Source organism: Microbispora sp. ZYX-F-249 (assembly GCF_039649665.1).
Lineage (GTDB): Bacteria > Actinomycetota > Actinomycetes > Streptosporangiales > Streptosporangiaceae > Microbispora > Microbispora maris.
This window is the reverse complement of sequence record NZ_JBDJAW010000060.1, coordinates 18,697-35,526: the sequence shown is the minus strand read 5'-3', so window position 1 is coordinate 35,526 and position 16,830 is coordinate 18,697. Positions and strand designations below refer to the sequence as shown.

The window sequence follows — 16,830 nt, the reverse complement described above, 5'->3', positions numbered from 1 at the left end:
TCTGGCCCGCTTCAAGCAGGTGCAGGCGCTGTTGCGTCAGTGGCGGCTGCGTGCGATCGCCTACGCTCGCCCGGGCTATGAGGAGGCCGTCCAGGACGCCCTTCAAGAGCGTACGGAGATGTTCACTCGTTACACCCCACCGGAGTGGGAAGGCCGGGTGTGAGCTACAAGTTCGATGGCTTCCACGGACGCGCCCTATATGAGCTGAACGGTCTTCCCCAGGAGGTCCGCGACGGCCCCCTCCTGGAGCGGCTCATCGAACTCCTCCGCGACCCATGGGACGCGGTCGCGGAGCGTCCCGGCCAGTCCGCGGTGAGACACGCCTTCTTCGGAGATAACAGCCAAGGGATGTTGACGTTCATCCTTGATGAGGACACTCAGTCCCTGCGTGTCATCGACATCATCTGGGCCGGCTGACCTCGCGTACCGGTTGCCTTTCGCCACGACCGCTGACATGACCACCAGCAAGGTGCCCGCGACCCTGCACCATCGGATCAGTGCGATCGCTGACGAGCGCAGGACCATCCTGTCCCAGGTTCTCGCCGACTTGGCACAGCAGTACGCGACCGACGAGACGCGCGCCTGGTCGACGGCCCGCTCAGTCCCCAGCGCTTGTGCAGGGAGGGCGGCGATCTTCTCGTCTACCTGCTCGCTGATGCCGACCATGTGCATTCAAAGATTTAAGTATCACGCCGAGCACGGATGCCCGTCCGGCAAGAACCTCCCGCAACGGTCTGCTCGGAACATGCTCGCCACGTTCGATCTGCTCTTGCATACGAGCGCCGCGTTCCAGGACCGCCTCGTACTCCCCAGTCGCCTTCATCCTGGCCATGTGCCACCAATGGGCGAGTAGAGCGTGCACCGGCGCGAGGTCCAGCTCCTCGGTGGCCTTGACCATGGCCCGCCGATAGTCCCTATCGAAGTACTCGCGGTCGTAAGGAGGCAGGCACGCACGAATGTTGCGTGGAGTCCGATCGGCCTCCAGGGACTCCACGATCTGTTCAGGCGTCCGGACACGGATCAGCTCGTGTGGCTCGGCGGTCATGCCGTTACCTCCTCACGCTCACAGGTGTCCTGGCTCGGCACACGAGTCCCGGCATCTCGCAACGCGAACCGCGCTGCGTTTCGTAGAGCCCTGATCTCATAGCGTCCGCCATGCGGTCGGGTCGCGCCGCCGATCCGGCGACGGGACCACGATCTTCGTGCTGCGCAGCCCGGTCCCGATGACCGTGCCCGGCGGCAGGAGCAGGTTACCCGTGGACTGGCCATCCGGGCAGTCCGTGCACGAGTCGGCTGCGTGCCGCCCGTGCTCGCACCGGTCGAGGTCCATGAGGACCTGCGCCAGCTCGCCGTCTCGCTGCCGCCAGTCCATCTCCATCTCCAAGGCCCTGATCTCGCCGTCGATGATGGACAGCACATAGTGCCCCCCGTCCACCAGGACGACCGCGGCGTGCTTGTCCGGTTCGGGCACCTCGTACGAGGCAATATCGACCTTGAGGCCCACATTTCTCGCCGCCGCCATCCACTGCTCGGTCGCGCTCTTCGCCCAGCCGAGGTCGTCGTCGCCCGCGCCGGCCCGGTCGAACGGCACGCGAATGAGGAACGGCGTCGGCAACGGCCCGCTCATGTCCACCGTCTCGACGCCGCCGAGGAGGGTCACCGCTTCGGTGAGCGCCTTCCCCAGCGGATGGTGCCCCAGAATCCGGGCGAGCCCATCGGCGGTAACGAGGTCAAGTTCGACAGCATCGTCGGTGGTGCCGGGGTCGACGGCGACGCAGTCGATGTTGACGCTGGGCTCGGCCAGGAGTGTCGCCTTCTCCACGTACACGGTGACATGCCCGTGGTCGAGCACGAACTCGGCAACATCGGTGCTGTGCGGCAGCGTGTTGCTGCCGGCACCTGCGTGCTCGCACCAGCCCGGGCACTCGCCCATCGGTGAGTGGTCCGTCATCTCTTCTCCTACAGTGTCTTGTTGCGAGACTCGCGCTCGCTACGGCGCATGCAGCGGCGGGTGTTCAGTTCGTCGTGCGTTGGTTGCCGCAGCCCGCAGCACCACGCCGTCATACCCCATGGCGGCGGCAACGGCTGAGAAGAGCACCGTTATCTACCACCTCTCGCCACCCAGGCCGTCGACGGCACCTTCGCGGCCGCCGACGTCACCACTCTGCCACTGGGATGGGCCGCCGATGGCCCGGCGAACATCGCCTCGGACGCGGAGTAGAACGCCCACCAGCGTTGGCGCGGGCTCAGCTCAGCCAGTCGACGCGGACGATATACACCTCTCGCTGCTCGTCCCAGAACGAGGTATGCGACCAGACCCCGACTGCCGAACGCGTGGGTGAGCAGGTTGGCCTTCGGATTGTCCGGGCTGAGGGGCTGACCGCTCCAGGGGTGTGTCTCCGGCAGAGCGCGTAGCTCGAGAAACGGAGATCGCCTCGTGGGGCGGGGCCTCGGCCTGCTGTCGGGCGACAGGGGCGAGGTCGACCGTGTACACCTATCGTCCCTTGTGCGCTTTGCTTCGGAGCCTTGCCTCGAACGCCTCGTCCCAGGGGAGGCCACCGGGAGGTTCGCCGAGGTCGGCGCGACGCTGAGACTCCTCTGCCCGCTCGATCATCTGAACGTACTCGGCTGAATCGGCTTTGAGTACCGCGTGCCGCCACCACGTCTCGACGCACTCGTGCAGCGGGGTCAGGTCCAACTCGTCGCCCGCCTTCCGCACGGCCTCGCGGTACTGCCGGTCGAAGGCGTCGAGATCTTCGACGGCGAGGGCGGCGCGAACGGCGCGTGGGCTGCGATCATCACGCTGCGATGCGCGAATCTCATCAGGCGTTGGCCTATGTCCCGGCTCGTGAGGTTGCGCCGTCATTGTCCACTCCTCTCCCAGCTCAGCTAGAGGATAGCGGGAGAGGTCTCACAGGGCTGGACGACAAGGGCATCCGGCGTCGGGCTGATGACCTGAGCCGTCTACAGGATTCCTCCCTGGCCGATCCTCGGTGTCGCCCGTGGTCGCTCAGTTGCGGACGTTCCGCCCTACCTGCTCGGCGATCTCGGCACGAGCCGCGTCGCATACGCCGTACAGCGCTATCCGTACGCCATTCGCGCGTTCTTCCTCCAGCTGCATTGATCGGGTGATCTGATGCGGCCCGCCGTGCCAGCTGCAGCTGCCTCGGCGAGGGGCCGAGCCAGCCTTGTGACGCTCGGGACGGTACTCCTCATCGGAGACGATTCGGATTACGGTCGGCATCGCCATGGGTTCGCCCCTTCCGCGGGTAGGGTTCCGGCCGGTTCGCTGCCGACGATCCATGAGCCGCTGTCTGGCGTCAACCCGCTCCGCCTCCTGCCTCCGATCAATGCCCTCCCAGCGAGGACGGCACCTGCGGGTGTGAAGCGCGCGAAACGCCAGGAGGCTGCCCGCTGGACAGACCGTAGGACCGGAAACGAGGCGAGCAGCCTTCGAGTCGTGCGATATGCGGGCGCTGCCTAGGTCTGGTGCAGAGGGTCGGACTGGTCCTCCTCGAGCGCTCGGTCTTCGCCGGGCCTGGTGTCCGGGCATGGTCACGCCTGAGGCGTCACCCCTGTTCCGGCCGCTGACTATGCGCCGGCTTAGCCCGTCGCCGCAACCCGGGTTCTCGCCCGCGTGTCACCGCGGCCGCGGTGGGCGAGTGGCGAGATTTCAAGATCTTTTGCTGCGCAAAACATCTTGAAATCCCGCCACCACCCGGGTTGCAGCTCCGGTCACGCCGTCGCGACGTCCGCTCCTCGCCGGAACGGGGACGCCGCCGCAGGGCGGCTCCCCCGGCTGGCAAACACCAGGCCCCAACCCGGGGGGCCGCCGACGAGGGGGAGGACCCGTGCTCGACATCCACATCAGCCTGACCGGCAGGATCGCCTACAACCCGCGCTTTTTCGCCTCCGACCATGAGGCGCCGGCCATGTGGTCGGCGGTGCTGGACGTGAACGGGCCGCCGACCCCGCGCCGCGACGGCTCGACCTACGTCCCCACCCGTCAGGTGGAGGTCGTCGTCTACGGGGTCGCCGCGATCCGCGCGCACGAGTCCTACCGCAAGGGCCACCTGATCATGGCGCACGGCTGCGACCTGATGCCCCGCACCTACGAGACCAAGAACCGCGAAGGCAAGCCGATCGTCCGCGCGGCGGTCAAGGTGATCGCCACCGATCTGGGGCTGGCCACCCGCTACAGCCCGGTGCGCGAGGAGGCCGCCGCATGGCCGGTCGCCGCCGCGCCCCGGCGCCTGGCACAAGGAGCCTCCGCGGCCATGGACGGGCCGGCCGCTCCGCTGGTCGCCTGATCCGGCCTGTTGCGGGCGGTCCCGCACCGAGGCCGCCCGCACCCCCCCGTCACCAGCACGGACGCCGCCGCGTAGCGCCGATGGCGTGCCGAGACGGCACGCCATCGGCCTCCCCGTTTTGTTCCTGTCCCGTGTACATGAAGGAGCTCGCATGCCTGAAACAGCCGACTGGGAGAACGGTCTGTGCGAGGCCGGCAATGTTCGCCTCGCCCGGATCCCCCTGCACCTGCTCGATCATCACCCCGGGAACGTCCGGGGCGACTATGCGCTGACCGAGGCGTTCTGCCGATCGCTGGCCGCCGAGCAGCAGGTCGCCGTGCACGTCGTTCCGATTCCCGATGACCATCCGCGGGGGGAGGGGGAGGAGGGCTACCGGTTCTGGGTGACCAAGGGCAACCGGCGCCTGGCCGCCGCCCGCCACCAGCAGCTGCCCGACCTGCTGTGCCTGATCGACCTGGCCAAGGCCGGTGACCGCGCCGGCCAGTTCATCGACATGGTGGTGGAGAACGACGACGACTTCCGGCGGGGGCTGACCGCCTTCGAGCAGGCCCAGGCGCTGTTCGAAGCGCACCAGGCCGGCGCCAGCCGTACCCGCATCCGCAAACTCACCGGCCGCACCCGCGACGAGGTGGCGGGGGCCATCACCGCGGGACGGCTGTCCGCGCAGACCCGTCAGGCCGCCCAGCAGATGAACCACGACTGGACGCTGGAGGACCTGGCGCTGCTGGCCGACTTCGACGGCGACCAAGACGCGCTGGCGGAGATCCACCAGAGGGTTGGCTGGGGCCACCAGGTCCGCTACGCCGTCGAGTACATACGCGCCGAGCGGGCCGAGGCGGCTGAGCGCGCCCGGGTGTGTGCTGAGCTGGAGCAGGCCGGGATCCGCGTGAGTGACGACATCCCGTCCGGGGCGCTCACCCTCACCCGCCTGGCCGATGTCGTCGAAGGCTTCGACCCCGGCACGCACGCCACCTGCGAGGGGCATGGCGTGTTCCTGCGCAGCTGGGGCGCGGCGACGCCGGTGGCCTACTGCACCAGCCCCGAGCAGCACGGCTACGCCCCGCCGGAAACACCGTCGGCGCCGGGCGCTTGCGCCGTCGGATCGGCTATGCCGGCCAAGGCCAACGAGCCCGAGCGGAAGCTGGTCATCGAGGGCAACCGGGCGTGGAAGGCCAGCGCGACCGTGCGGCAGGAGTGGGTGGCCGGCCTGCTGGCCCGCGCCACCGCGCCCAAGCCGGTGCTGGCCTGGGTCGCCCGGCAACTGCTGGAGATGCCCGTCCCGTTGCGGGACAAGCTCACCAGCGGCCGGCACACCACCTTGTGGGCGAAGCTGGCCGGGAACATCGATGCGGTGAGCACGGCCGCGGTCCGGCCGGGGCGGCTGCCGCTGCTGGCCTTGGCCCCGATCGCCGTCGCGTATGAGCATCAGATGACCGTCCCGGACTCGGCTCGCTACATCTGGCGGCACGACCGGACCGGCGCGGTCAGCCGCCCCGACGCACGCGCCTACCTGTCCCTGCTGGTCGAGCTCGGGTATCAGCCGACACCGATCGAGCAGGCGGTCATCGACGGGCTCCCGTACCGGGGCGACGCCCCCGCCGAGGAGCTCGAGCCCGAGCAGGCGCCTGACGCCGGCGAACCGCCGCACGAGCCCGGCGCGGAGGAGACGAGCACCGCCGTGCCGCAGGACGCCGACACCTGGGCACACTCGCCCGACGCCGGTGATGGCGCCCCGTACTCGGCGGCCGCCTGATCCCGTTCGCCCCATCACATCCCCACAACTGGCCCGCCAGGCCCGGCCACCAGGCCGGGCCTTCCTCTTACCTACCGGAAGGAACCGCTGATGAGCACCGTTGTCCCCGTTCCGCTGACCGCCCGCAACGCCGGCCTGGCCGAGCTGCACGCGCTGCTGCGCGACCAGCACGCCCGCAAGGTCGACATCCCGGTCACCACCGCGCAGATCCGCGCGGTCGGCACGCACCTGCAGCTGATCGACACCCCGCCCGTGCTGTCGGAGGCCGGGGTGAGCGACAGCACGGGCCTGTACCTGCCGACCGAGATCTGCGACCAGGGCCTGGCCGACAAGCTCGGCATCCCCCTGCCGTATCTTCGGCGCCTGCGCGCCCACCAGCCCGCCCTGTACGAGGCCAACGTCAACACCTGGCTGCGCTCCGACGACCGCCGCTTCCTCCTGCGCGGCCTGCGCGGCGCGGGCGGCGCCCCCGGCGTCGCGCGGGCGTTCCTGTCCGACCGGTACAAGATCATCGACAACCTGGACGTGCTCATGGCCGCCCTGGACGGCGTACGGCTGGCCGGGGTCGACATCGACATCGACGGGTGCGACCTGACCGAACGGCGCATGTATGTGCGGGTGGTGTGCGAGCAGGTCGCCGCCCTGGCCCCCGAGCTGCTGAAGAACTACCGCAGCCCGTTCACCGGCGCCGCCGGCGCCGACAACCCGCTGGTGTTCGCCGGATTCGTGATCAGCAACAGCGAGACCGGCTGCGGCGCGTTCACCATCACCCCGCGCCTGCTGGTGCAGGTCTGCCGCAACGGCATGACCATCACCGCCGACGCCCACCGCCACGTCCACCTCGGCGGCCGCCTCGACGACGGCGGCGCGGTCCGGTGGAGCAGCGACACCCACGACAAGAACCTTCAGCTGATCACCGCCCAGACCCGCGACGCCATCACCACCTTCCTCGACACCGACTACCTCACCACCAAAATCCGCGAACTCACCGCCGCCGCCGGTGCCGAGATCGCCGACCCCGACAACACCATCCGGGCGGTCACCACCAAGCTGCGCTTCACCGACGACCAGCAGCGCGAGATCCTGCGCCACTTCATCCGCGGGGGCGACCTGACCGCCGGCGGGGTGATGCACGCGGTCACAAGCGTCGCCCAGACCGTCGACGACGCCGACACCGCCCACGAAATGGAGGCCCAGGCACTGCGCGCTCTGCACCTGGCCGCCGCCGGAACCTGAGCACCCCCGCCTCTGCGGCAAGAGTGCCGGTCCGCTCCCGACGGGCGAGGACACGTCGCATCCCCAAGCGGAGACGGGGCCATATCGACGAGGTCGTCCGCAGCCGGGGGACGGGGCGGCGGCGGACCGCGTGTCGAGGGTCATGTCCCGCCGCGTCCCCTGCTGTACCGGGCCCGGCCGTGCCCGGTGTTCTGGCCGGTCAGCGTCGCAGGCGCGGTCGTCCACGCAACCGGGCTTTCGCTCCGCTCAACCCGCACGGTCAAGATCTTTTGCTGTCGCAAAACATCTTGACCGCGCAGGCCGCCCGGTTGCCCTCCCTCCCTTTCCGCCTGCGGGTCCTCCCTCACCAGAACACGGCACGGACCCCGGGCACGGGACCCCGGCGACAAGGAGCAGGACATGACCCTCACCCTCGACACCCCCCTCGGCCTGACCGACCTGAGCACCTGCGGCCGCTGCGGCCAAACGACCCACATCGAGCAGCTGTTCCGCTGCACCGACCACAGCTGGATCTGCCAGGACTGCATCACCGAGGCCATCGAGACCCAGCGCCTGGTAACCGTCGCCGGCCGGAAGGTGTAGCGGCCCGGCACCGGCGCGGGGGCACCCGCCCCCGCGCCCTCACGCATCCAACCCCACGATCGGAGACATCAGATGGCCAGCGAGACGACCATCACCGTCGTCGGCAACCTCGTCGACGACCCCGAATTCCGCTTCACCGCGGCCGGCCACGCCGTCGTACGCTTCCGCGTGGCCTCGACGCCCCGCTACCAGGACCGCCAGACGGGGGAGTGGAAGGACGGCACCAGCCTGTTCCTGGCCTGTACCGCCTGGCGCGACCTCGGCGAGCACATCGCCGAATCCCTCCAGCGCGGCATACGCGTCATAGTGCAAGGCCGCCTGCGTCAGCGCACCTACGAAACCGACACCGGCGACAAGCGCACCGTCTACGAACTCGAGGTCGACGAGGTCGGCCCTTCCCTCCGCTTCGCCACTGCCTCGGTCACCAAGGTCAAGGTCTCGCAGAGCGCCGACGTACCATCGCAGCCACCCTGGCCGGCAGCGGCCGCCTGATCAACGGCGATACGCGCGATGGAGCGCTGGTCATCGTATGATTATCGCATGACGACGAGAGCTGTCAGTGTGACGATCGAGGAGCATCTGCTCGAGTACGCCAACGCCGAGGTTGCCGCCGGGCGGGCCCGATCGGTGTCGGCTGTGGTCAACGCCGCGTTGGCGCGGCGGGCAGAGGCGGATCGTGAGGCCGACGCTGCGGTACGCGCCGCCGCGCAGGCGGTGCGGTCGGACCCTGCCGCGTCGGCCAAGGTAGCCCGGATGACCGCCCACGTGCTCGCGCAGCGGGAGCAGCACCTGGCACAGGCCGCCGGTGAGTGAGCGCGGCTTTGTCCTGGACACGACCGTGGTGTCGGAGGTCGCCCGCGGGGACCTGCCGCTGATCACGATGCTGCTCGAGTTGGACCAGCAGGGCCTGCGCCTGATGGTGCCCGCGCTGGTCGTCGCCGCGGTGGCCGCGGAGATGGGTGGCAGCGACGAGACGGGGTTCCTGCCTGCGGTGCGCGGGATCGCCCGCCTGGAGCACGGGGCGTACGGGCCGCTGAGCGATTTCGATGACGCGCTCGAGCTCGGGCAGGCCGCCGCGCGGCTGACCGGCGACGGCCGACCGCTGTGGCAGGACGCGCACGCGGTGATGCTCGCTCGGCTGGAGGGGGCTGACATTCTCACGCTTGACGCTGGCCGGTGGGTCGGGCTCGAGCTGGACGGGGTACAGGTGACCGAGGTCTCCGACCCCGAGTAGCCGAGATAGGGGGCCGGTTGCACCCGGTCGGCCCACTTCGTCATGGCCATAGCGTCCAGAGACCACATAGGGACGTGCCCCGCGCCGCCCGTTCCCAGCACAGTGGGCCCACCTCATCAGCAGGCAGGCCGCCCGCGTCCTGTCGTTTCAATCCACAGGCTGGAGGCTTGGTCGACGGTGGCCTCGTCGTAGTAGGAGTACCACTGCCCGCCGGTGCGAGTGCAGTCCGGCCCGACCTGCGGAGGCGTGACGGCCTCGGCGAGGAGGACTTCGGCCCGGATGGAGCATCCGTCGTGGTCGGCGTCGATCCAGTGCTTGAACGAGCTGCGTTTGTACCCGGTGCGGTTGTCGCCGGACAGGGCGGGTCGATGATCGACAGGTCGAAGGGCGCCGAGGCGGTGCCGGTCGGTGACGTGGCGTAGCCGACGACGGAAAGAGAGGCCGGCTCTCCGTGCGTGGGTGTGGTCTGCGGGCTTGCCGTCAGGGTCAACGTGGACGAGCCGTCCGCGACGACGGACGGTGGGGAGAAGACGGCGGTGACGCCCGGTGGCAGGCCGATCGGCACGGCGTTCGCCGGTTCGGATCCGGTGCCCACGGCGAAGGCCACCGTCTGGGTGGAGCCGTTGATCGGGTGGGTGGTCACGGTGATCGAGAGTGACCCGCCGGCGGGGAGATTCCCGCTTGCCGAGCCGAGCGAGATCGAGAACGCGGGTGCCGGTACGCGCCGGATCACCAGCGTGTGGGAGGCGGTGTTGAAGTCCTGGCGGGGACCCGCGTCGAGCTGGGAGACGTCCGTCAGACCGGGCACCTGCGCGGGTGTCAGGCGGTGGGTCGCCGTGCCGTCGCCGAGCTGCCCCTGGTAGTTCAGTCCCCAGGACCACACCGTGCCGTCGGAGCGCAGCGCCGCGCTGAACCGGAAGCCTGCCGTGGCCTGGACGACCCCCGACAGCCCGGGCACGGGGTACGGCACCGAGCGGTCGGTCGTGGTGCCGTCACCGAGCTGACCGCTGCCGTTGAGGCCCCAGGCGAACAGGGTGCCGTCGCCGCTCACCGCCAGGCTGTGCCGCTCACCGGCGGCGATATCGGTGATGTGTGCGACTTTCAGCGCTTTGACCGGCGTCAGCCGGTTGCCCACGGTGCCGTCTCCGAGCTCGCCCGCGCCGTTGGAACCCCAGGACCACACCGTCCCGTCGGACCGCAGCGCCAGGCTGTGTACCAGCCCGCCCGCGACGGCGGCCACGCCGGTCAGCCCGGCCACCGGGACCGGCGTGGGCCTGCTGATCGTGGTTGCGTCGCCCAGCTGGCCGGAGTCGTTCAGGCCCCAAGCCCATGCCGTGCCGTCCGATCGCGCCGCCAGGCCGTGGGCGGTGCCAGCGGCGACGTCGGTGATGCCGGTCAGCCCAGGCACCTGCCGCGGCACCGGCTGTGAGACGTTGGCCGCGCCGGTACCGAGTTGGCCGCTGTCGTTGCGCCCCCAGGACCACAGCGTGCCGTCGGAGCGTACCGCCAGAGTGAAGCCGCGCCCTGCGGCGATTTCGGTGATGTTCGTCATCCCCGGTACCTGTGCCGGCGCCGGTCGGCCGGTGGCGGTGCCGTCGCCCAGTTGGCCCTGGTCGTTCGCGCCCCAGGACCACAAGGTGCCGTCTGCGGCGATCGCCACACTGTGGTCGGCTCCGGAGGCGACCTTGACGAAGCCGCGGCCCGCCTCGGCCACGGCCACCGGGGAGCCGCGGGAGATCTGGGTGCCGTCACCGAGCTGTCCGGAGGTGTTGAAGCCCCAGGCTGCGGCATGCGTCCAAGCCGGTGCGGCCGTCTGGGACGGAGCGGCGTCGGCGGGTGTGCCGGGCGGTGCTTGCAGGGCGATGGCCGTCACGGCCGTCAGCGACATCATCGCTGCCCAATTCCGAAAATATGTCATCAGCTACCTTCTCGGGTCTTGTGAAACGGCGCTTGCGTTGGGCTTGTTGGCGATCACGGCCCGGTGACTGGTGCAGGGTGGAGGTGCCAGGTGGGGTCCTGGTGGAGATATCGGGTGGGGTGCTGATGAGGGGTGTCAGGCGGGTGTGGTGTGGTGGGTGCCCGGGATGGGGGTGACGGCGATCGAGGCCGCCTCGATGTCGATGGCCACGCTGAGCTGCTTTTGCAGGGCGACGAACTCGGGAACGGGCGGGTAGGCGGCCAGGGCGCAGGTCAGCTCGAAGATGTCGCGTACGGCCTCGTCGCGCCGCCGCTGGTAACCCGCCAGGGCGGCGCTCTCCTCCAGGTCGCCACGCAACGCCCGGTCGAGCGCGACGGCGAGCAGTTCCGCGTCGCGGTAGGCGTCGCTGAGGCCGTGACCGGTGATCGGGTCGCGGTGGTAGCCGGCGTCCCCGACCAGCGCCCACCCGGGTCCGTGGGCTTTGCGCAGATGGTTCGGGGCGCGCAGCACGCCCGTGACCGGTGCCGTACGCCGTCCGGCACGCAGCCGTTCGGCCAGTTCCGGAGCCGTCCGGTGCAGGGAGGCGGTGAAGGCCTCCGTACGCGACGCGGCCCGGCGGCGGGTATGGCGGGCGTCCGCGCTGGGAGTGCAGATCCAGATGCAGGCCTGGCCGGCGTGGGTGGGGAAGACTCCGGTGAAGGCCCGATCGGCGACGATCAGCTCGATGGCGTCCCAGGGCAGGCCGTCGTAGTAGGTGTACTGGCCCGCGCCGTCGCCGCCGCGGTCCTCGATGATCTCGGCGCCGGCCGCGCGGGCCACGCGGGAGCCCAGGCCGTCGGCGCCGACGACGAACCGTGCGTGGATCTCCAGCGGCAAGCCGTTGTCGTCGTGGCCGTACACGCCGGTGACGCGGCCGGTGCCGTCGCGGCGCAGCCCGGCGACGGTGGCGCCGAGCCGCAGGTCGGCGCCCGCCGAGGCGGCCGCCTCGGCGACGATGGTGTCCAGGATGTAGCGGCGCGGTGCGACCAGCAGGTCCACCCCGGCCTTGTCCTTGATCGTACGGGTGACCGACTCGCCTTCGGCGGCGAACGTGACCCGGCGGATGGCTGGGGCTCCGCTGGCGAGCACAGCATCGAGCAGTCCCCAGCGGTGCAGCAGCACCACTCCGCTGCGGGCGATCTGGTGGGTCGAGACGGTGTCGGAGGGAAAGACGGCCCGGTCGAGCAGCACCACGTCGTGCCCGAGGCGGGCCAGAAGCAGTGCGGTGGCCGCGCCGGCGGCGCGTGCGCCCACGACGACGACGTCGTGGCGATGGTGGATGGGCATGGTGATGCGACTCCGGATTCACCTGGGAGGGATCGAGGGAAAGGCGATGCGGATTCGGGCTCGCCTAAATGGCAGGGGGGTGCGACTGTCGGGAACGCCTGAGAAAGATCAAGCGGATGGCCTACGAGCCTCCGTGACGTGTTGACCGTCGAGAACGCCAGGCGTAGGGCCACGAACACGGTCATCGTGAAGATCTGCGAGTCGCTGAACCCTGCCTCGCGCAGCTCCTGTACGTCCGACGCGGCGATGCCGTTGGGATCGCGTGCCACTTTGCGTGCCCATGCGGCCATCGCCCGCTCGCTGACGCTCAGGCCGTCGTCAACGCCCCGCAGCACTCCGGCGGCGGTCTGCGCGTCGCCCGCCTCGGCCAGCTTGCCGCCCCGGACAAGGGAGCAGTAGGAGTCGCCGAACGCCGACGCGCACGCGGTGACGAGGACGAAGCGCTGCCGCACGCTGAGGCGCTCTCCGCTGTTGACCTGCCGCAGCAGGGTTTCTGTCCATGGTCTTTTCTCCGGTCATGGGGATTGCCAGGCCGAGCCGTCCCGGGGCTGCCGCGCGATCACCTCCGGGACGGCCGGATCAGTTCGCGTAGAGGTAGACATCAGGGGTGATGTAGCCGGATCCCCTGAATGTGACGATGGCGAAGATCTCGTCCCGAGCGCCGTCGGTGGTGGGGAACGGCTCGGAGTCCTCGTCGAGCGCGTTCTTTCTGACCACGCCGGCGAATTCGGCGCTGAGCCCGCTTTGGTCCGAGGCCCAGATGCGCGTCCTGGAGACGTCGAAGAGGTGGTCGTCCCCTGTCACCTCATCGGCTCCCCACACTTCGGCCGCGCCAGGCCCGCCGCCGCTGTCGATGATCTTCTGGGCTTGCGCTCTGGTGAATTTCCGCAGGTCGATGCCGACGCGGACCAGATATTGCCCGTCCCTGCGCTTACTGATGGTCAGGCAGGTGTTACTGACAGAGGTGTTGTTGCGCGCTTTGTACTCCGTCATGGCGGAGGCGGGCGGCACCACAAGGGCGATCCCGAGCAGCGCGATCGCTGCCGTGACGAGCGCCCTCGGCAGGCGGCGCCTGATGAGGGCGGTAGATGCGAAGGTCTTCACGCTTGCTCCAATCTGACTGTGTGGTGTCGCCGGCCGCATGCCTTGAACGGCACGGTCCTGTTCCTCCTTCTGCGAGCGGTCAGGGCGACGGGAACACTGTCGGCGGACGCGCTTCCCCGCCGCTTCCCCCAAAGTCGGCGCGCGTACGGGGCGGGAAGGCGAGGGGAAGGACGGGGGAAGGGGCCGTTCCTAGCTTTCCTGGCGTCACTCCACACCGGCCTTCCGCGGCGCCGCCGTGCCGGAGTGGGGCGACAGAAAGGACAAGCACGATGAGTACGGACCTCGCCCCCGGAAAGGCGCTCCGCGGCCCGCTGAACGGCGTGGACACGCCGACCCTGTTCGCCACGATCGACGCGGTGCGCGGCAATCCCGAGATCGCCAAGTTCCAGTTCCGCGCCAGGAACCGCTGGGTCTCCGGCACGCACAACCGCAGCGTCATCCGCGGCTTCTACGGCGCGGGCCAGGAGGACACCAGCCGCACCGAGGACTTCGTGTACGACGCCGACCACCCGGCGGTTCTGGTGGGCTCGGGCAACGGCCCCACCCCGGTCGAGTTCCTGCTGCACGCGCTGGCCGCCTGCCTCACCTCCGGCCTGGCGAACATCGCGGCGGCCCGCGGCGTACAGCTCACCGAGGTCGAGTCCACCGTCGAGGGCGACATCGACCTGCTGGGCGTCCTGGGCCTGTCCGAGCAGGTGCGCAACGGCTACCAGGGCATCCGCGTGAGCCTGTCCATCTCGGGGGACGCGCCCGAAGAGGTGCTGCGCGGCCTGGTCGAGCAGTCCAGGGCCAGGTCGGCTGTCTACGACGTGTTCACCAACGGCGTGCCCGTCGAGATCGACGTCACCACTCGCTGAGGCGGCAGGGGAGCGGACGGAAGCATGCCTGCCACGACGGCTGTCGACACGGTGGTCATCGGCGCCGGTCACGCGGGCCTGGCGATGAGCCGGTGCCTGACGGGGCGCAGTGTGGAGCATCTCGTCCTGGAGCGCGGGCGGACGGCCGAGCGCTGGCGCACCGCGCGCTGGGACTCCTTCCGTCTGCTCACGCCGAACTGGATGACTCGGTTGCCCGGGTGGGCCTACTCGGGGCCCGACCCCGACGGGTACATGACAGCCGGTGAACTGGTGGCCTACCTGGAGTGCTACGCCCGCTCGTTCGCCGCCCCGATCCTGGAGAGGACCACCGTGCTCCAGGTACGGCAGACGGGCGGCGGCTACCTGGTGTGTACGGACCGGGGTGCCTGGACGGCGGCCAACGTCGTCGTCGCGACCGGTTACCACGTCCGGGCCGCCGTGCCGGCGTTCGCCAGCGACCTTCCCCCGGGCCTGGTCCAGATCACCCCCGATCGCTACCGGTGCCCCGCCGACCTGCCGGACGGACCCGTGCTCGTGGTCGGGGCGTCCTCCACAGGTGTGCAGATCGCCGACGAGCTGCTCACGGCGGGACGGCCGGTGGTCGTGGCGGTCGGCGGCCACACCCGGCTGCCGCGCCGGTATCGGGGGCGCGACGTCCTGTGGTGGCTGGACCGGCTCGGCACGCTGGGGCGTACGCTCGACGAGCTGCCGGACCCGGCACGGGCGCTCAGAGAGCCGTCGCTCCAGCTCAGCGGCACCGGCCGGACGCTGGACCTGCGCATTCTGCACGAGCGGGGCGCGCTGCTCACCGGGCGGATGCTGGGTTCGGAAGCGGGGTTCGCCTGCTTCGCCGACGACCTGCGGGCCGTCACGGCGGCGGCCGACGTCCGGCTGCGGCGCGTCCTGTCCAGGATCGACGCCTACGCGGCGAGCACTCCGGAGCTCGATCCGACGGTCACGGCGGGCGCTCCGCAGTTCCATCCGACGGTCGCGGCGGAAGCTCCGGAGCTCGCCCCGATCGCCGCGGTGCTGCCCGGCGACGGACCCGCCCGGCTCGACCTGCGGCGGTTCGCGGCGGTCGTCTGGGCGACCGGCCTGCGCCCCGGCTATCCGTGGCTGCAGGTGCCGGTCCTGGACCACACCGGCCGGATCCTGCACCGGCGCGGCGTGACCGCCGCGCCCGGCCTCTACGCGCTCGGGCTGAGGTTCCAGCATCGCCGCGACGCCACGTTCATCGACGGCGCCCGCCACGACGCCGCCTACCTCGCCGACCATCTCACCCGACGCCGCCCGGCCCGCACCCGGGCGGCGAGCTGACGAACGGAAGCCTGCCATGTCCCCGCAACACCACGACGTCATCGTGATCGGCGCGCGCTGCGCGGGCGCGGCCACCGCCCTGCTGCTCGCGAGACGGGGGCTGCGCGTGCTGGTGCTGGAACGCGCGGCCCGCGGCACCGACACGTTGTCCACCCACGCGCTGATGCGCGGCGGCGCCGTATGGCTGCACCGGTGGGGTCTGCTGGAGCGCATCGCGGCGGCGGGGACGCCCCCGATCCGGCAGACCCGGTTCCACTACGAGGACGAGAGCGTGACGGTCTCGATCCGCCCCGCGGCCGGGGTCGACGCGTTGTACGCGCCCCGGCGCACCCTGCTGGACACGGTCCTGGTGGACGCCGCGGTGGCGGCGGGCGCCGACGTACGGTTCGGCACGGCGGTCACCGACCTCCTCACCGACCAGGATGGCAGGGTGACCGGCGTGATGGCACGCACGCGTTCGGGCGGCGCGCTGCGGGCGCACTCCTGGCTGACGGTCGGCGCGGACGGCGCCCGCTCGCTGGTGGCCCGCAGGACCGGCGCACGGCTCCTGCGCACGGGGATCGGCTCGGGCGCGGTCGTCTACGGCTATTGGCGCGGCCTGGAGGCCGCTGGTTATGAGTGGTTCTACCGGCGAGGCAGGACCGCGGGCCTGATCCCCACCAACGACGGCGAGGTCTGCGTGTTCGCCGGCCTGCCCTCCGCCGAGTTCTCCCGCGAGATGGCGGGCGACCCGCGCGCCGGATACCGGCGGCTGCTGGCCACGGCCACCGGCGGCGCGGACGGCAGGCTCGCCGGAGCCGAGCCGCCGCGCCGTTTGCGGGCCTTCCCCGGCCGTCCCGGGTTCGTACGGCAGGCGTGGGGACCCGGGTGGGCACTGGTCGGCGACGCCGGATACCTGCTCGACCCGCTGAGCACGCACGGCATGACCGACGCGCTGCGCGACGCCCACCTGCTCGCCAGGGCGGTGTCCGGGTTCCTGCACGGCGTACCGGAGCCGCAGACCCTGGCCGGCTACCAGGCCGACCGGGACAGGGCCGGATCGGCGTTGTTCGCGGCGGCCGACCGCATCGCCGGCTACGGCTGGAATGACCTGTCGATACGTGGGCTGCTGCGCGACCTCAGCTCCGCGATGAGCGAGGGAATCGAGGCCGTTTCGCGGCTCAGCGCATGATGACCGCCGGATTACTCGATCG

16 protein-coding genes and 1 pseudogene are annotated in these 16,830 nt (G+C 70.5%); 10 read left to right on the top strand and 7 right to left on the bottom strand.

Annotated features, from left to right (window positions below; translation table 11 throughout):
* Nucleotides 1–195 precede the first annotated feature (195 nt).
* The 4 genes from AAH991_RS37265 to AAH991_RS37255 form a co-directional block, all read right to left on the bottom strand.
* Nucleotides 196–672: a hypothetical protein gene (locus AAH991_RS37265; protein WP_346230661.1), complete on the bottom strand. Its 477-nt coding sequence runs from the start codon at nt 670–672 to the stop codon at nt 196–198.
* Nucleotides 599–1,045: a DUF6247 family protein gene (locus AAH991_RS40605; protein WP_428834083.1), complete on the bottom strand. Its 447-nt coding sequence runs from the start codon at nt 1,043–1,045 to the stop codon at nt 599–601. The genes AAH991_RS37265 and AAH991_RS40605 overlap by 74 nt, the downstream gene beginning before the upstream one ends.
* A gap of 96 nt (nt 1,046–1,141) precedes the next feature.
* On the bottom strand, nt 1,142–1,951 hold the full coding sequence (locus tag AAH991_RS37260) for a hypothetical protein (protein WP_346230660.1): 810 nt from the start codon (nt 1,949–1,951) through the stop codon (nt 1,142–1,144).
* Between the two features lie 543 nt (nt 1,952–2,494).
* Nucleotides 2,495–2,866: a DUF6247 family protein gene (locus tag AAH991_RS37255; RefSeq protein WP_346230659.1), complete on the bottom strand. Its 372-nt coding sequence runs from the start codon at nt 2,864–2,866 to the stop codon at nt 2,495–2,497.
* A gap of 985 nt (nt 2,867–3,851) precedes the next feature.
* Here AAH991_RS37255 and AAH991_RS37250 point away from each other — a divergent pair.
* The 7 genes and pseudogenes from AAH991_RS37250 (at nt 3,852) to AAH991_RS37220 (ending at nt 9,115) form a co-directional block, all read left to right on the top strand.
* Nucleotides 3,852–4,310 (top strand): single-stranded DNA-binding protein, encoded by a 459-nt coding sequence (locus tag AAH991_RS37250; RefSeq protein WP_346230658.1) that lies wholly within the window; start codon nt 3,852–3,854, stop codon nt 4,308–4,310.
* 151 nt (nt 4,311–4,461) lie between these two features.
* On the top strand, nt 4,462–6,063 hold the full coding sequence (locus AAH991_RS37245; protein ID WP_346230657.1) for a ParB/RepB/Spo0J family partition protein: 1,602 nt from the start codon (nt 4,462–4,464) through the stop codon (nt 6,061–6,063).
* 90 nt (nt 6,064–6,153) lie between these two features.
* Nucleotides 6,154–7,299: a DUF932 domain-containing protein gene (locus tag AAH991_RS37240; protein WP_346230656.1), complete on the top strand. Its 1,146-nt coding sequence runs from the start codon at nt 6,154–6,156 to the stop codon at nt 7,297–7,299.
* Between the two features lie 399 nt (nt 7,300–7,698).
* The gene (locus AAH991_RS37235) at nt 7,699–7,881 is read left to right on the top strand and encodes a hypothetical protein (protein WP_346230655.1); all 183 of its coding nucleotides are present in this window, start codon (nt 7,699–7,701) and stop codon (nt 7,879–7,881) included.
* Between the two features lie 72 nt (nt 7,882–7,953).
* Nucleotides 7,954–8,316, top strand: a pseudogene (locus tag AAH991_RS37230) (single-stranded DNA-binding protein); the annotation flags it as partial.
* Between the two features lie 105 nt (nt 8,317–8,421).
* On the top strand, nt 8,422–8,694 hold the full coding sequence (locus tag AAH991_RS37225) for a type II toxin-antitoxin system ParD family antitoxin (protein ID WP_346230654.1): 273 nt from the start codon (nt 8,422–8,424) through the stop codon (nt 8,692–8,694).
* On the top strand, nt 8,687–9,115 hold the full coding sequence (locus AAH991_RS37220; RefSeq protein WP_346230653.1) for a hypothetical protein: 429 nt from the start codon (nt 8,687–8,689) through the stop codon (nt 9,113–9,115). Before AAH991_RS37225 ends, AAH991_RS37220 begins: the two co-directional genes overlap by 8 nt.
* Nucleotides 9,116–9,155: 40 nt before the next feature.
* Here the strand turns inward: AAH991_RS37220 and AAH991_RS37215 are convergent, their stop codons facing one another.
* The 3 genes from AAH991_RS37215 to AAH991_RS37205 form a co-directional block, all read right to left on the bottom strand.
* Nucleotides 9,156–11,003, bottom strand: a complete 1,848-nt coding sequence (locus AAH991_RS37215; protein ID WP_346230662.1) for an RCC1-like domain-containing protein — start codon at nt 11,001–11,003, stop codon at nt 9,156–9,158.
* A 165-nt stretch (nt 11,004–11,168) separates the two neighbouring features.
* On the bottom strand, nt 11,169–12,359 hold the full coding sequence (locus tag AAH991_RS37210) for an NAD(P)/FAD-dependent oxidoreductase (protein ID WP_346230652.1): 1,191 nt from the start codon (nt 12,357–12,359) through the stop codon (nt 11,169–11,171).
* Nucleotides 12,360–12,938: 579 nt separating this feature from the next.
* Nucleotides 12,939–13,463, bottom strand: a complete 525-nt coding sequence (locus AAH991_RS37205) for a hypothetical protein (RefSeq protein ID WP_346230651.1) — start codon at nt 13,461–13,463, stop codon at nt 12,939–12,941.
* 269 nt (nt 13,464–13,732) lie between these two features.
* Between AAH991_RS37205 and AAH991_RS37200 the strand changes: the two genes are divergently transcribed.
* From AAH991_RS37200 to AAH991_RS37190, 3 genes are read left to right on the top strand one after another with little or no spacing between them, the layout of a single operon-like run.
* Nucleotides 13,733–14,320 (top strand): OsmC family protein, encoded by a 588-nt coding sequence (locus AAH991_RS37200; RefSeq protein WP_346230650.1) that lies wholly within the window; start codon nt 13,733–13,735, stop codon nt 14,318–14,320.
* Nucleotides 14,321–14,344: 24 nt separating this feature from the next.
* A complete protein-coding gene (locus AAH991_RS37195) occupies nt 14,345–15,637 on the top strand; it encodes an NAD(P)-binding domain-containing protein (protein WP_346230649.1) in 1,293 nt (430 codons plus the stop codon).
* Between the two features lie 16 nt (nt 15,638–15,653).
* Nucleotides 15,654–16,808 carry an FAD-dependent oxidoreductase gene (locus tag AAH991_RS37190; RefSeq protein WP_346230648.1) on the top strand — a complete coding sequence of 385 codons (1,155 nt, stop codon included), beginning with the start codon at nt 15,654–15,656 and terminating at the stop codon, nt 16,806–16,808.
* Nucleotides 16,809–16,830: the final 22 nt, after the last annotated feature.

Bases quoted from the DNA above. Each gene is read 5' to 3' on its own strand.
- AAH991_RS37265 (WP_346230661.1), bottom strand. From the start codon at position 672: ATGCACATGGTCGGCATCAGCGAGCAGGTAGACGAGAAGATCGCCGCC.
- AAH991_RS40605 (WP_428834083.1), bottom strand. From the start codon at position 1,045: ATGACCGCCGAGCCACACGAGCTGATCCGTGTCCGGACGCCTGAACAG.
- AAH991_RS37260 (WP_346230660.1), bottom strand. From the start codon at position 1,951: ATGACGGACCACTCACCGATGGGCGAGTGCCCGGGCTGGTGCGAGCAC.
- AAH991_RS37255 (WP_346230659.1), bottom strand. From the start codon at position 2,866: ATGACGGCGCAACCTCACGAGCCGGGACATAGGCCAACGCCTGATGAG.
- AAH991_RS37245 (WP_346230657.1), top strand. From the start codon at position 4,462: ATGCCTGAAACAGCCGACTGGGAGAACGGTCTGTGCGAGGCCGGCAAT.
- AAH991_RS37240 (WP_346230656.1), top strand. From the start codon at position 6,154: ATGAGCACCGTTGTCCCCGTTCCGCTGACCGCCCGCAACGCCGGCCTG.
- AAH991_RS37235 (WP_346230655.1), top strand. From the start codon at position 7,699: ATGACCCTCACCCTCGACACCCCCCTCGGCCTGACCGACCTGAGCACC.
- AAH991_RS37225 (WP_346230654.1), top strand. From the start codon at position 8,422: ATGACGACGAGAGCTGTCAGTGTGACGATCGAGGAGCATCTGCTCGAG.
- AAH991_RS37215 (WP_346230662.1), bottom strand. From the start codon at position 11,003: ATGTCGCTGACGGCCGTGACGGCCATCGCCCTGCAAGCACCGCCCGGC.
- AAH991_RS37210 (WP_346230652.1), bottom strand. From the start codon at position 12,359: ATGCCCATCCACCATCGCCACGACGTCGTCGTCGTGGGCGCACGCGCC.
- AAH991_RS37200 (WP_346230650.1), top strand. From the start codon at position 13,733: ATGAGTACGGACCTCGCCCCCGGAAAGGCGCTCCGCGGCCCGCTGAAC.
- AAH991_RS37195 (WP_346230649.1), top strand. From the start codon at position 14,345: ATGCCTGCCACGACGGCTGTCGACACGGTGGTCATCGGCGCCGGTCAC.
- AAH991_RS37190 (WP_346230648.1), top strand. From the start codon at position 15,654: ATGTCCCCGCAACACCACGACGTCATCGTGATCGGCGCGCGCTGCGCG.